Source organism: Algoriphagus jejuensis, from assembly GCF_039523455.1.
Classification (GTDB): domain Bacteria; phylum Bacteroidota; class Bacteroidia; order Cytophagales; family Cyclobacteriaceae; genus Algoriphagus; species Algoriphagus jejuensis.
The window spans coordinates 314,747-329,244 of the sequence record NZ_BAAAFI010000002.1 but is presented as its reverse complement, the minus strand read 5'-3'; the positions used below and the strand labels follow the sequence as shown (position 1 = coordinate 329,244).

The 14,498-nt window shown below is 48.6% G+C and carries 14 protein-coding genes and 1 riboswitch; of the genes, 4 read left to right on the top strand and 10 right to left on the bottom strand.

Translation table 11 applies throughout. The features are described from left to right. Positions 1-65: 65 nt before the first annotated feature. The 3 genes from ABD031_RS02430 to ABD031_RS02420 are packed head-to-tail and all read right to left on the bottom strand — an operon-like array spanning position 66 to position 1,871. Positions 66-494, bottom strand: a complete 429-nt coding sequence (locus ABD031_RS02430; RefSeq protein ID WP_343848205.1) for a secondary thiamine-phosphate synthase enzyme YjbQ — start codon at positions 492-494, stop codon at positions 66-68. 36 nt (positions 495-530) lie between these two features. Continuing rightward, a complete protein-coding gene (locus tag ABD031_RS02425) occupies positions 531-968 on the bottom strand; it encodes a hypothetical protein (protein ID WP_343848204.1) in 438 nt (145 codons plus the stop codon). 57 nt (positions 969-1,025) lie between these two features. Then, the gene (locus ABD031_RS02420) at positions 1,026-1,871 is read right to left on the bottom strand and encodes a fumarylacetoacetate hydrolase family protein (protein ID WP_343848203.1); all 846 of its coding nucleotides are present in this window, start codon (positions 1,869-1,871) and stop codon (positions 1,026-1,028) included. A gap of 223 nt (positions 1,872-2,094) precedes the next feature. Continuing rightward, positions 2,095-2,191: riboswitch (TPP riboswitch) on the top strand. Positions 2,192-2,331: 140 nt separating this feature from the next. Here ABD031_RS02420 and ABD031_RS02415 point away from each other — a divergent pair. Continuing rightward, positions 2,332-4,725: a TonB-dependent receptor gene (locus ABD031_RS02415; protein ID WP_343848202.1), complete on the top strand. Its 2,394-nt coding sequence runs from the start codon at positions 2,332-2,334 to the stop codon at positions 4,723-4,725. Between the two features lie 142 nt (positions 4,726-4,867). Here ABD031_RS02415 and ABD031_RS02410 read toward each other — a convergent pair whose 3' ends face one another. From ABD031_RS02410 to ABD031_RS02385, 6 genes are all read right to left on the bottom strand, one after another. Then, on the bottom strand, positions 4,868-5,392 hold the full coding sequence (locus ABD031_RS02410; protein WP_343848201.1) for a hypothetical protein: 525 nt from the start codon (positions 5,390-5,392) through the stop codon (positions 4,868-4,870). 207 nt (positions 5,393-5,599) lie between these two features. Further along, on the bottom strand, positions 5,600-6,235 hold the full coding sequence (locus ABD031_RS02405) for a YceI family protein (protein WP_343848200.1): 636 nt from the start codon (positions 6,233-6,235) through the stop codon (positions 5,600-5,602). Next, positions 6,228-6,854 (bottom strand): peptidase associated/transthyretin-like domain-containing protein, encoded by a 627-nt coding sequence (locus tag ABD031_RS02400; protein WP_343848199.1) that lies wholly within the window; start codon positions 6,852-6,854, stop codon positions 6,228-6,230. The genes ABD031_RS02405 and ABD031_RS02400 overlap by 8 nt, the downstream gene beginning before the upstream one ends. Positions 6,855-6,932: 78 nt before the next feature. Next, entirely contained in the window at positions 6,933-7,760 is an 828-nt protein-coding gene (locus ABD031_RS02395) for a LytR/AlgR family response regulator transcription factor (protein ID WP_343848198.1), read from the bottom strand. Positions 7,761-7,865: 105 nt separating this feature from the next. After that, entirely contained in the window at positions 7,866-8,912 is a 1,047-nt protein-coding gene (locus ABD031_RS02390) for an amidohydrolase family protein (protein WP_425542706.1), read from the bottom strand. A gap of 171 nt (positions 8,913-9,083) precedes the next feature. Further along, entirely contained in the window at positions 9,084-11,636 is a 2,553-nt protein-coding gene (locus ABD031_RS02385; protein ID WP_343848196.1) for a M14 metallopeptidase family protein, read from the bottom strand. A gap of 196 nt (positions 11,637-11,832) precedes the next feature. Here ABD031_RS02385 and ABD031_RS02380 point away from each other — a divergent pair, with 196 nt between their 5' ends. Both ABD031_RS02380 and ABD031_RS02375 read left to right on the top strand, forming a co-directional pair. Continuing rightward, positions 11,833-12,060, top strand: a complete 228-nt coding sequence (locus ABD031_RS02380) for a PLDc N-terminal domain-containing protein (RefSeq protein WP_343848195.1) — start codon at positions 11,833-11,835, stop codon at positions 12,058-12,060. 3 nt (positions 12,061-12,063) lie between these two features. Next, positions 12,064-12,231, top strand: a complete 168-nt coding sequence (locus ABD031_RS02375; RefSeq protein ID WP_343848194.1) for a PLDc N-terminal domain-containing protein — start codon at positions 12,064-12,066, stop codon at positions 12,229-12,231. A gap of 4 nt (positions 12,232-12,235) precedes the next feature. Here the strand turns inward: ABD031_RS02375 and ABD031_RS02370 are convergent, their stop codons facing one another. Next, positions 12,236-13,129, bottom strand: a complete 894-nt coding sequence (locus ABD031_RS02370) for a TIGR01777 family oxidoreductase (protein ID WP_343848193.1) — start codon at positions 13,127-13,129, stop codon at positions 12,236-12,238. 150 nt (positions 13,130-13,279) lie between these two features. Between ABD031_RS02370 and ABD031_RS02365 the strand changes: the two genes are divergently transcribed. Next, positions 13,280-14,497, top strand: a complete 1,218-nt coding sequence (locus ABD031_RS02365; RefSeq protein ID WP_343848192.1) for a chloride channel protein — start codon at positions 13,280-13,282, stop codon at positions 14,495-14,497. Position 14,498: the final 1 nt, after the last annotated feature.

Sequence of the window (14,498 nt, the reverse complement as noted above, 5' to 3'; positions counted from 1 at the left end):
GTAAAAGTATGCCGCTAACCGTAAAATGAATTTTTATTAAAGGTAAAATTGAATTTTGTAGCGAGTTATGGCGTGCCAAGAGCCGTCAAAACCAAATTTCTTCCTCCGCCTTGTCGCCGAAATTCACAGAGGTAGATTCCCTGCCAAATTCCGAGGGCGAGTTTTCCACCGGAAATCGGAATTTGCAGGCTCGAACCAAAAAAAGCGCTTTTAATGTGCGCGGGCATATCATCCGGTCCTTCATAGGTGTGGACAAATCGTGGATAAGCTTCCGGAATCAATTCATTTACAAACGTTTGGAAGTCTTTTCTCACAGTCGGATCGGCATTTTCGTTGATGCACAGCCCCGCGGAGGTATGCTGGAGGAAGACTTGCAAAAATCCGATTCTTATCTCACGGATTTCAGGGATTGACCGCTCGATTTGATCTGTAATCAAATGATATCCTTGAGGATAACTTGGTAAGCGGAGGTTTTTTTGGAAAAATAGACTCATTTTGTAAAAGTAAAAAAGAAGCCCAAAGGCTTCTCTTTATCGTCTTTCAAAATATAAGTTCGGCCCGTCACATTCACTCCAGCTTCCTCGGATGGTCTTGGAGTCCAGTATCAAAAACGGCTCATAATGTTGTCCGCAATAGTGAATTAGTCCCCAACTTCCATATTCTTCATTTAATTGGATGGAAGCTTCGTCGTAGTTGAGATTTACATACTTTCTATCCTCAAACGTACTGAACTCATAGGTTCCGCTCATCCGATATTTCCCGATTGTCTTGACGAAAGAGCCATCGGCTTCAAGCTTGTAGTGGTAGACCGAATCCGTAATTGGAACAATATCCTTCTCAGGCACCCACCCGCTTCTATACCCTATCAAGACCCATTCTTGAGGCATTGCGCTGGCGTCTGGGTTTTCAGTTTCTTTGCACGAAAGCAAAATTGAGGAGAGAAGCAGGGCAAATAATACGTTTTTCATCCGGTTAAATTTGGTTTGCTTTCGAAACGAAAATCTAGTCTCAAAAGCTACAAGGAATTAAATTTTTCCAACTTTATTTTCCAATGTTCCGATTCCTTCGATCGTGATTTTGACGACATCGCCCTTGGCCAGGGTGAAATTGTCCGGCACGATGCCTGTGCCCGTCATCATAAAGCATCCGATGGGAAAGGTATTTGCGCGGAAAAGCCAGTCCGCCAGCTCCTGCGGCTTGCGTTTCATCTGTGCCAGGGACGTTTCTCCAGAAGCTTCGATCTTGCCATTTCGGAGGATTTCGAGGTTGATCTTGGTCTCGTCATCGAGCGGTTCTTCCTGTATCAGGATGCAGGGGCCGATGGCCGCGCAGCCTTGATATACTTTTGCCTGCGGCAAATAGAGCGGGTTTTCCCCCTCAATGCTCCGACTGCTCATGTCATTACCGACGGTAAAGCCCTGCACTTTTCCCGAAGGGCAAATCAACAAAGTCAGCTCCGGTTCCGGCACATCCCAGGTGGAATCCTCGCGTATGTTGACCGTTTCTCCGGGATTGGACACGCGGCTTGCGGTCGCTTTGAAGAACAGTTCGGGGCGGTCGGCGACATAGACTTTATCATAAAAATCCGCTCCACCGGCATCCTGGGATTCTTCCATCCTAGCGGTTCGGCTGCGGTAATAGGTCACGCCCGCCGCCCAGATTTCCTGATTTCCCATGGGCGCCAAAAGGCCTTCGGCTTTCAGTTCTTCTGCTTTTTCGGCATCAATCTTTTCCCAGTGGGAGGCCTCGGATTTTAACAAGCGGGGCAAATGCTCCCTGCCGAGCAGTTGGTCCCAGTCAAGTTCGGGGCCTAAAAAAATGCCTTGGTCTGATTCTAGAAGCGTAGCAGCGGTGAGTTTGTAGAGTTTCATAGGTTTGATGGGTCTTTTTTGCCTTGGTGAATTTATAGAAATATTCCTGTTGGACTAGAAAGCAGCGCGGCCGAATTTTAAAAAGTTCGATAACACGCAGTTGCTATCCACTAGATAAGCAAAGGGCCAACCATGCAACTGTGAACTCCCCGGGATGGGCTATTGGCAGGCTTTAATTTTTAGCCGAATCATTTGAAACCAATTTTTCACACCTACCTTTGCGTAAGATCATAAGGGGTGCCTTAACAAAACGGGCTGAGATCATACCCATACGACCTGATCCGGGTAATGCCGGCGAAGGGAAATGAGAAAGTAAAACGGACCTATCAGTGAACATGCCGAAGCGGTACCCTTCTGGCGTATTCCAAATTTTCGTTTTACAAAGCGGGTAAACTATCACGGAAAACCTCCCTTGGGTTTTCTAATGTTTCACTCAAAGACCCGAAAGGGAAGATTACACATGAAAAAATTGTTTTTGGGCTTGGTGCTATTCCTGGCCGGAATTACCGCGATGGCTCAAAATAGCCTCAGCGGAAAAGTCGTGGACGCACAAAGTGGCGATGCGCTGATCGGGGCCTCAGTTTGGACCGAAAATCTCGGAAAAGGTACTGTCACAGACGAAAAGGGAAACTTCACCCTTGCCAAATTGCCTGCCGGCGGATTGGAATTGCGGGTGTCATATCTAGGTTTTGAGACCTTCAGAAAGGTGATCACAATCCCCACAACTGAAAATCTGGAGATCGCCTTGGTGGGAAAGGAGTTTCTGACGGAGGAGTTTATCGTGTCGTCCACCCGTGCTTCGGAGCATACGCCCACGACCTTCACCAATGTGGATAAGTCGGAAATCGCCAAACGAAATTTGGGACAAGACATCCCGATCTTGCTGAATTTCACCCCTTCCGTGGTGAGCTATTCAGACGCTGGGGCCGGAGTCGGCTATACAGGGATGCGGATTCGTGGCTCTGACCAAACCCGAATCAACGCTACAGTCAACGGCATTCCGATGAATGATGCGGAGTCGCATGGTGTGTTTTGGGTGAATATGCCGGACTTTGCCTCCTCTGTGGACAACGTGCAGATCCAGCGTGGCGTCGGCACTTCGACCAACGGGGCTGCCACTTTTGGTGCCAGCCTCAACTTCCAAACTGATACGCATCAGGACGATCCCTATGCTCAGATTGACAACAGCTTTGGTTCCTTCAACACTTGGAGACATACCGTAAAAGCCGGAACAGGCTTGCTAAACGATCACTTTGCCGTCGATGCCCGCCTGTCCAAGATCACCTCGGATGGCTACGTGGATCGGGCGTTTTCGGATCTGAGCAGCTGGTTTGTATCGGGTGGCTACTATGGGGAGAAAAGCGTGATCAAGCTGATCGCCTTTTCCGGAAAAGAACAAACCTACCAAAGCTGGTGGGGACTTCCTGAATCCAAGCTCGAAGACGACCGCACCTGGAACTACTACACCTACGACAACGAGACGGACAATTACCAGCAAGATCACTATCAGATGATCTATACCGGCAAGGTCGGCACCAACTGGAAAACCAACTTGGCCCTGCACTATACCTATGGTCGGGGCTACTACGAGCAGTATCGGGAGGATGACGACTTTGCCAACTACGGCCTGCCGCCGGTGGAGATCGGGGATGAGGTGATCGAAAGCACCGACATCATCCGTCGCCGCTGGTTGGACAACGATTTCTATGGATTCGTCGGCTCGGTCAACTATGTCTCAGACAATGGAATGCTTGATTTCGTGCTTGGCGGTGGAGCCAATCGCTATGACGGAGACCATTTTGGGGAAATCATCTGGGCGCGTGTCGCTGGAGATACCGATATCCGGGATCGCTACTATGACAACAATGCCGTCAAGGACGACCGAAATATCTACGCCAAAGCAACCTACGAAGCGAAGCCTGGCTTGAATCTATTTGGAGACCTGCAGGTGAGAGGAATTGACTACTCTTTTGCCGGAGTGAATGATGACGGGCGAATCGTGGATGGACAGGAGAGCTACACCTTCTTCAACCCAAAGTTTGGCTTGTCCTATGAAAAAGGAAATCAGACCTGGTATGCGAGTTATGCCGTCGCCAACCGCGAACCTACCCGCTCTGACTTCACCGACAACCCGATCACGGAGGTGCCAAGACCTGAAAGGTTGAACAACATCGAAGCTGGGATCCGGGCCAAAGCCGGTCGATTCCGCTACAATGCCAATTTCTACTACATGGACTACACCGATCAGCTGATCCTGACCGGGCAGATCAACGACGTGGGAGCTTATATTAGGGAAAATGTCGCTTCCTCCTATCGGGCAGGGATCGAGCTGGACGGTACTTTTCAGCTTTCTCCAGCTTGGACTTTCGGGGGAAATATCGCCCTGAGTCAAAACAAGATCAAGGAATTCACCGAGTATGTCGATGACTACAGCGGAGAGGACTTTCGGCAGGAGTCCTTTACCTACACGGATACCGACATCGCCTTCTCTCCCAATGTAGTCGGTTCGGCGATCGTCGAATGGAAGCCTGTCAAAAGACTTTCGATCAACTGGATGAGCAAGTATGTCGGGCAGCAGTTTCTGGACAATACCGCCAACGACGGCCGGGCTTTGGACGCGTTTTTCACTAATGATCTGCGGATAAGCTACTCCGCTCAGCCGAGATTCTTCAAGGGCCTGGAGCTGAACTTGCTGATCAACAACTTCTTCAATGAGATGTATGAGCCAAATGGATACACCTTCAGCTATTTTGTGCCGGGTGAGGGTAATGCCGGAAAAGACCTCGTAACAGAAAACTACTACTATCCACAAGCCGGAACCAACTTCCTGCTGGGCTTGAGTTTGAAGTTCTGACCAACGTATATTGAAAAACGCGTGGTCTGTGTCCGCACAGACCACTTTAGGATTTGTCCTGCTTCTTCGGAGGCAGGACTTTTTTCTGCGCTATCTTGCTTCTCCAGAAGCTGGATTTTTTTGGCTTTCCCCAAACGTCTTCCTACTTCTTGGAGGGAAAAACCTGGTCTGCTTTATCTCCAATCAGTTGTTGTAGCTCCTCCATCGCTTGGATGGCGCCCTTTTCCTGCGAAAAGTCCAAGCTCAAGAAGACCGCCTTTTCGGATCGCAGCACACATTTGTAAACCGTCTTCTGCCCCGACATCGTCGGTGTAATCCCGTTGGGCGTGTTTTTACTTTGGAAGGTGTGATGGATCAGCTCCGCATGTAGAATTGGAGGCATCGGCTCCCAGTTCCCAAATTTCATCCCGAGAAAATTCTGATACCACTTCACCCGATTTTCCTGAAAGTCGAAGAGTATTCCAGATGAAAGAGTAAGCAATACCAGCCCAATCAAGCCTGCTCCTACTCCCACCAAGATGGTTTTCTGTAAGGAACTTCCACCTTGCATAAACCATGGACTCAATAAGACCAAGAGGCCCGCGCCCAACAAAATAAATCCCAAGACTCTTGGCCCAGAGGTGGCGGCACTGGAATTTCCGTAGTGGAAGATCTTGGATGTGTTCATTTATAGTCGATTTTAGCCGGAGCAATTTGAAAGTTTGATCCGGGTAATTTAAAGAATTGGGCTTTCCTCAAACGTTTAAAAGAGGAAGTTTTCCGTCAATTTATAAAGTAAGGAAAAGCGATGTTTCTTTACACCTAACTCTAGCTTATGTAAAGATTTTTCGATTTTCTTTACATAAGAAGGCGCTTATGTAAAGCAACTTATCATTTAAAGGAAGTCTTGGAGCACAAGAGCGACTTGAAATTCGATATCCCGATCTACCAAAGTCCTGTCCGCCCAAGAACCCTCGTAGGCAATGTTCCAGTCAAAGCGGTCAAGGATGATCTTGGCCAAAATTTGATTACGGTTTTGGGTTCCTTCAAAGCTGATCTCTTTGGAGATTCCCTTGATTTCGAGCTTGCCTCGCAGGAGAAGTTTTCCCGGATTGAATTCCTTGATTTCCAAAAGGGTAAAATTGGAGACAGGATACTTATCCACATCGAAGAAGTCTTTGTTTTTGAGATGCTCGGTCAGATTCTTAAGGGGAATGGGATCCGATTCGGGAATGTCGGTTACCCGAATTTTTTCCATGTCAATCTCGAAATAGCCGCCCAACCATTTTCCTTGATTTTCTAGGATAAAGCCCTTTTTGAGCGGGATTACCCCCTCATGCTTGCCAAGACCGCGCATCTTCGTGCCTTTCCATAGGATCTTGCTGTGGATAAGATTGACCCAAAGTGTATCGGTTCCAGCATTGGCTATGGGAATTGGATTGTGGATAAGTTCGATTTTCGGAGGGACGTCTGTCTGCTTTTCCCGGCAGGAAACAGCCAACAAAAGCGCAAAAAACAGCAGCCTAGTCATAGTCCGGAATGTTAAGCCCAAGTATTATATCCCGATTTACTTCCAGTATTCCATCCTTCAAGACTGGCAAAGTAAGTCCCGATCCGCCTCGGTTGTTGAGCTGGGCTCGTTTCTTTTGATCCAAGATCGGATCATCTTCAAAGACAAATTCATCCAGGTAATAGGCATTGGTATTGGGTTCCTTTGCCGTCAGGTGGATGTGCTCCGGCTCAGTCCCATCGGGATAAGCGGCAGGCCGAAAAGTGTAAAAGACATAGCTTCCTTTAGCATCCGTTTTCACCCAACCGCGGATAAAACCGTGTCGTCTGGCCCAGCCCTTTTCATCCCCGCGCTTGGGATAGATGCCTGTTCGGTCCGTGTGATAGATGTAGAGGATGACGTTCGCAGCGGGAGTTTTTCCATCTTTCTGATACACTGTCCCCCATAGCTTTAGCTTCGGTTCGGAGCTGGCAAATAAGGGAAGAGTATCCTCCTCATTGAGGATTTTGTCGCCATATTCATCGAGCGCCTCACAACCTTCACAGCCTCCACCTACTTCGGAATTGGCCTTGTTTTGAGAATGACAGGCGCTGATCGCCAGTAGGAGATAGAGCCAAGAGAATAAGAGGAATCGGGCCATAGTTTTGGGTTTTTTCCAAAACTGGCCCGCTGAAAGCTCCCAAAAAAATCGAATGCGGCAAGTGGAGGAGATTTTTGCCTAAGCTGAGGAGGTAGCATCCATGGCCTGCTTGAAGGCTGCGGCGTAGTTTCGGGAAAGACGAACTTGGGTCCCATTGCTCAGGGTCAAATCGTAATCTCCATTGAGGCGAGATTTCATTTCTTGGACGGCTTTGAGATTTACAAGGGAGGATTTGTGGGTTCTCTGGAAAATGGCGGGATCGAGTTTCTCTGCCAAAGACTTCAAGGATTCCTGGTGGAGGTACTTCTTTGACGCGGTATGAATCTCCACATAGGGCGTGGCAGAGACGACACAGAGGATCTCAGCTACAGGCAAGATTTGGGTTTTCCGACCGGATTGGATCAGAAGCTGCTCACTGGACTTTGGAGGTTTGGGGATTTTCCTAGGGAAAATCAAAAGAGAAAGGATCGCGTAGATGAGCAAAAACTTGTACAAATCCTCCGACACGGAATAGAACAGCGTTTGGGAATAGGCGAAGGTGTGCTCGTAAAAAAGTGCGGAGATCAGCCATACCAGAAGTGGGAAAAAAAGAATCTGGGCGACCATCGCTGCGAGTACAAAATAGATTCTTCGCGTCCAGATGGAGAGACTCAGTTTGGCCAAGCCGAACCTGTCGAGCGCATACTTGAGCGCAAAGGCAATCGGCGGAATCAAAACCCAATACAGGCTGAATAAAAACGACTCGGAAAGGTAGAAAGCCTGAGAATTGAGGCTGGACTTGACCCAATCTTGAAGGATGGTAATCGCCAGCACAGCCAACAGGATCCAAATCAAGGGCTTGGCTCGCTTGGTTTTCCCCAGCCTTTGCTGGGCTAGGTTTCTTCTTGGATCTACATAGGATGGCATCCAGATAAGATACGCAGATTTGAGGGAAGATGCGGACTGAAATGATACGAAAACGGCCGTTTCAAGCGAAGAAAGGGCCGTCTGAGTGGGTAAATGACTCGTCGATCAATTTGGGAAAAGCGACTTATCCAGTCCTGGAACGATGCGCAGCGCATTTTTATAATACACTTTTTTCAGCACATCATCGGACAGTCCCAGCCCGTACATCTTCCAATACGCGTGGTATTTTTTGTAATAAGGGAAGTATTCATCCTCGGTTTCCAGGACTCGGAAGTAAGTATAAAACTCCTCTTTGTTATAGGCATCTTTTCCGAAAAGAATCCGATCCTGATACTTGGTAAAAAACTCTTTGGCTCTGCGAGGCTGGCGGCCGAGTTCGGCGATGATTGCGCCGATTTCATAATTCACATTCGGGTATTTGTCCAAATGTGCTCCGGCCGCGTCCAGGTCGTTGGCCATCCAGCCCATGTGTGCGTTGATGAAAGTAGTCTTGGGATGCTTCGCAAAGACATGATGCTGCTCGGCCATGATCTGGGCAAAAGGAGCCGGATCAGTATCCGATCGCTTGCGGTTGGGATTGAGCTTCAATTCCAGCCAGCGCTCGTTGGTGGAGTCCATGGGTTGCCAAAACTGAGCCGGGTCGGCAGAATGAATCAGCACTGGGATTCCGAGTTCGCCAGCCTTCTTCCAGATAGGATCCAAATCCGGATGATCCACGGGGATGCGATTCCCATCTTTGTCCTTGCTGTTCAGTCCCAGGCTTTTGTAAATCTTCAGGCCCACTGCTCCTGCCTGTACGTCCTCTTCCAGTTCTTTTACCGCCAATTCAGTCCATTTAGAATCCCCAAAACCGTTGAAATTGAGATTGGTGAAAACCATAAATCTGCCCGGCGCATGGGTCTTGAATTCTCCCATCATGCCTTTGATATACTCTTGCTGGGTATTGCTGTTGCCCTGGCCAAATCCCCTTCCGCTCAGATTGATCATAATACCCATGTTGATCTCGTCCATCTCGGAGGTGAGTCGGTCGATTTTCTCCTCGTTGACCCCACCCTGATGGCTGTGGATATCGATGAAGGGAAACTTGGCTCGGGTGACCGGGTGCTCGGGGACTTTGAGTGTGGACGGAGGATTGTAATTTTCAAAGCTCATATCCTGAGCCACCGAACCGGCCAAAGGTAAGCTAACAGCAAAAACGGAAAGGAAAATTTGGAGTAGTGATTTCTTCATGAGCGATTAAACTGAATTGTAGGGCAAATGGGTTAGAAAATTCTTTAAGCGGAAAAAAAGAAATCCCGGTGGAAAAACCGGGATTTCAAATTGTTATCGGGCGGTGCCTCCGTCGATGACCTGACCAAAGAAGATCGAATTCATGAAAAGCTTGTTCGTGCCAAACCAGAAAGCCCGGAAGTTTGGATTGTCGGCAAAACCAATGATTCGCCCACGTCCGACGGATGAGATTCGGATTACGCTTCCGTTTTGGATACCGGGCAGATTACTTGGATGCAAATAACCTGAGGCCAAAGGATCGGCGGTATAGACGAGCGGATTGGCGTATGGATTTGGAGACACTTCCATGAAGAAATTGTCATTTCGGAAGGTGTAGATTTCCTTTTCGGCGTAGCCGTATCCAATCGGATGAGTGAGGTCCAGATTCGCTTTGAAAATTGCTCCAAAAGTCCCCTTCGCTCCGGTGGCGTTGTCATAGTTTGCGTAGCTTTTTTGGACACCTTTTTCTTCATTTTCCACCGTACGGAAAGTGAAATTCCCAATCTCATTTTGTGCCAACCAACGCAGTGCTCCACCTTTCGCCACCAAAGTCCCGCCTTTTGAAGTCCATTCTTTCAGCTTTTCCGCTCCGGATTTTCCAAGCGAGCCGTAGCTACCATCAGCCATCAGGATGACGTTGTAGCGATCCAGATTCGTCATCGACACCGATCCAACCGGAAGCAAAGTCACTGGCATTTTCATCCGCTGATCAAGCAAATGCCATATTTCGCCAGCTTCGCCGCTATCCACTCCCCCATCGACGAGAAGGGCGATTTGAGGGATTTTCAGCGGAACCATGAAGGTGGACCCCATATTTGCTCCGCTAGTGTAGCCTGTCTTAATCGCTTGGATATCCACATGAGCCGACTTGGAAATTTCTTGGAGCTTCGCAAAAAAACCTGCGTCATCCATCCCAGATTCTCCTTTGTCTATTAGCAGCGTGCCCCGCCGGAAGGTTTTTCCTTCAGCTGTAGAGAATTCAGCATTTGACACGCGGACCAAAAAACCAGCTTTCAACAGCTGATAAGCGGCTTTTGGAGAATAATAATCCGACCATTCCAGCGCATACTGATAGGCTCCGGCGCTTCCAACCACCTTGCCGGGGGCAAGCGCGAAATTGGCTTTGTCCACCTGGGAGACACTTGCCAGGTTGAGAATTTTACTGTTGAGCGCCATGAAATCCAAGTGGAAAGCCATCGGATAAGTCCAAGCCGAAATGTCATAAAACAAGCTGTCCTGAAAGGTAGTCCTGGTCTCAAACATCGCCTTGATCAAGCGGTACTGAGGCTGGTCAGCAGGTACGATATAGGAAGTCTCCTTCTTGAACTGCTGTCCGTTGACGGTGATGTCTTCATTCATCGCAAAGACTTTGATGTCATGCTGCAGGATCAAATCCGCTAGGTGAAAGCTCCTAGCATCGTCGTCTTTTGCTCCGAAAATATAAGCCTTGTTTACATCAGCCGTGGTTTCGTTATTGATCTCTGTGTAGAAATCCTTCATCCACTGGTTCAATTCGACACGCATTTCTTTGGCCGCTTCGAAAGAGGAAAGGTTTGCAGTAAACTGATTTCTGATCGTAAACTGAAAGCTCAGCATACCATTGGCGCTTTCCTGCAGGTGCCCTCTGGAGCTGGCTTGCTCAAACAAAATCCCAATCGATCCCTGCACATCTGGATAGGTCGAGCCCTTGCCGTAGTAGAAGTCGTCGTAGTTTTCTTGGTTATAATAGAGCGATCCGATCTGATCCAAGGCCTTCGCGTGGTAGGTTCCGATCTTGGCAGTCAACTCAAAGTTTTTGGCCGGAGTCAAAGGGTGCATCCGCGCAGGCACTCCTGGTTGGAAGAAAAAGGTGCTGTTGGTACCCATCTCGTGAAAGTCCAGGTGAATGTTTGGCAACCAAGACTGGAATACCTTCACGCGGTTTCTGGATTCCGGATGCTGCACGGGCAGCCAGTCGCGGTTGAGGTCAAACCAATAGTGGTTGGTTCGTCCTCGCGGCCAAGCCTCATTGAGCTCTCGCTGCGCAGGGTCGCCGTTCATCACGTAAGCTTTGTGAGAGTTGACCCAGGACGCAAATCGATTCAGTCCATCGGGATTGATGGCAGGATCAAGGAGCAAGACAATGCTTTCCAGATCAGCGGCGATCTCATTGGCCGCCGCAAAGTGATAGGCCGCGACCAGGGAAGCGTTGGCTCCGCTGGGCTCGTTGCCATGGACAGAGTAGCCCATATACATCACCACGGGCATATTTTGGATATTGACCGAGGAGCCGGGAATACGAAGTTTGGCCCGTTCGGCTTTGATCTGATCCAGTTTCCCAAGGTTGGCGGGAGAAGTTATCGTCAGCAAAGTTTGCGGTCGCTTCTCATAGGAGCGTCCCGTTTCCTCAAATTTCACCCGATCCGAGGCTTCCGCCACCGCTTTCATGTACATCACGAGCTGATCGTGGGTCACATGCCATTCGCCGACTTCATAGCCCAAAACCTGCTTGGGAGTCGGAACGGCGGGATTATACGTGTAGCCTTTGGGAAGATAGTAACTCAGGTCCTGTGCGAAAGTGAGCGTGGCGAAAAGAGCTAAAAGCACTGTAAGTGTGTACTTTATCATGGATTGGGGTTTTACTTCGGACGAAATTCTCACTTAGTTTTGACAAAAAAAGCTATTTTGGATCGGTGGTAAAATTAACGGAACAAGTGACAAAGAATTAACGATTGTACGACGGAGTCGACATTTCCGAAACATTTGTGCCAAAAACCTGAATTTCGCCGATTTTTTTACGAAAAAACATAAACAACACCAATCCATGAACTTAGCTTTTATCCAAAACATGGGAGGGGGTGGGATCGTCACCATCCTTCTTTTTTCACTCGCTTATTTCATTCTCTGGGTCTATTGCCTCGTGGATGCCCTTCGATCAAATTTCAAAGATCCGAACATGAAACTGATTTGGGTAATCATCTTACTCTTTGCACACGGATTGGGACCAATTACCTATCTTATTTTGGGAAAAAACTCTAAAACGACCAATTAAACCATGTGGAAATTTATCGTATTTATCATCTACGCGTACACGATCTATGATGTGGTCACCAGCCGCTTCGCCAACCCAAACGATCGACTGATTTGGATTCTTATCGTAGTACTGTTGCCATTTCTGGGGACTGTACTTTGGTTTGTAATGGGGAGGAATAAGAGGCTTTGACCTCTCACTTATGAAAAATATCTTTCAACGCAGCTGAAAGCTCAAAAAACTCAAATTGGTACCCTGCCTTCTGGATTTTTTGGCAGGAAACCCGATTCCCTCCCAAGACCATACCCGCCATCTCTCCTAAAACTAACCTCAGGACAAAACCAGGAACGCCTATTCCGATATAAGTTTTGCCTGTGGCATAGGCGGCTTCTTGTGTGAGCTGTTGATTGGTCGCTGGGTTTGCTCCGACGGCATTGTATACGCCCTGAAGTGTTGTTTTTTCCAACGCAAAAAGAAACATTCTGGCCAAGTCTTCTATATGAATCCAACTCATCCACTGATCTCCCGAACCCAAAGGAGCGGCAACCGGCGGCTTTAACATTTCCTTCAAAGCTCCTCCATCTGCATCCAATACGATACCTGTCCGAAGCATCACCGTGCGGATATCGAGGCTTTCCATCTTTTTCGCTTCATTTTCCCAGGCTTTGACTACCTCGGCTAAAAAATCCGTCCCGGCAGGACTGGATTCATCTACCAGCGCGGTGCCGGTGTCAAATCCATAATATCCGACCGCAGAGGCTGAAATGAACGTATTGGGCCTATTTTGAGCTTTTCCCAAGGAGGAAAAAAGCAAACGCGTGCTGTGGGTTCGTGACTCAAGAATGAGTTTTTTTCGCTCTGGAGTCCATCGCTTTTCGGCCACTCCGGCTCCAGCCAAATGAATGATGGCGTCAGCCCATTCGATCGCTTCCGCCTCGATTTCCTGTTTTTCGATATTCCAGACAAAAGTTTTCTGTTTGCCGTGTAGGGAGCGACCTAGCCAGGCTACTTGGTAACCTTTCTCCATCAACAGGTCTGTGATTCGCTGACCTATCAGTCCTGAGCCGCCGGTGATTAAGATATTCTGCATGCTTGTCGATTCTAATGTAAGCGGAAATCCCGGATTTGATCGAATTGTACGCTTTTGTGACAATTGACCGAGCAAATTGTTTCGGGTTATTTATCCGTGAAGGGATTCTATTTTCTGGCTGACCCCTTATTTTGCAGCAAATCCCTCGATGTGAATAGAAGAGATCTGCTGCGATATTCTGTCATTTGGCTTGCTTTGGCAACGTTAGTCGGTATTCTTTCCGGTTCTGCCTCCGCTGTTTTTCTTTTGGCTCTCGATCTGGCTACCCATGTCCGAGAAGCAAATGTCTGGTTGATTGCCCTGCTCCCGTTGGCGGGCTTTGGCATCGGGTATATGTATTACCAATATGGAGCCAATTCTGATCGGGGAAACAATCTGCTCCTTGACGCGCTCTATCATGGCGAGAAACCCATCCCGCTGAGGATGACTCCCTTGGTGCTTTTCGGAACGATTTTTACCCATCTTTTCGGCGGATCGGCTGGGCGGGAAGGTACGGCAGTGCAGATGGGCGGGTCACTGGCGGATCAGTTGACAACGTGGTTTGCGCTCAGCAAAAGCAGCCGGAGAATCATCATTATCTGTGGTGTCTCCGGAGGTTTTGCGTCGGTATTTGGAACACCACTGGCCGGGGCAATCTTTTCGCTGGAGTGGATGCTGATCCGGAAGTTTCGATGGCAGTCCATATTTCCGGCTTTTCTGGCGGCATTTATTGCGGATTGGGTTTGCGAATACGGTTGGGGTGTGGGGCATACGATGTACTCGATCAGCGAAATCCCCGCCCATTCTTTTGTCAATTTGCTTTGGGTCATTCCGGCGGGGATTGCTTTTGGGCTTTCTGCAAGATTGTTTGCCGAAACGGGGCATGTGGTTTCGACTGTGTTCAAAAAGGTAATTTCCTATCCTCCTTTTCGACCCTTTGTCGGAGGAATATTGGTGGCTTTGGTCGTCTATTTCTCAGGCACGACGACCTATATTGGTCTGGGTGTTCCGAGGATTGTGGAAGCATTTGAGAATCCACTACCGTGGTACGACTGGTTGGTAAAAACCGGCTTGACGGGACTGACGCTAGGTTCAGGATTCAAAGGCGGCGAGGTTACGCCTCTGTTTTTCACGGGAGCGACCTTGGGCAACGCGTTGTCTGCATGGATTCCTTTGCCACTGTCGCTCTTGGCGGCATTGGGTTTCGTGGGAGTTTTCTCCGGAGCCACCAATACTCCTATGGCCTGCACAGTGATGGGCATGGAATTGTTTGGAATTGAAGCGGGGATTTTCCTCGGCTTGGCGAGCTTGGTGGCTTACTTTTTCAGTGGAAAAGGAAGCATCTATGCGTCCCAAAATATAGAAGCCAAATACCTGTGGCGATTGTAAA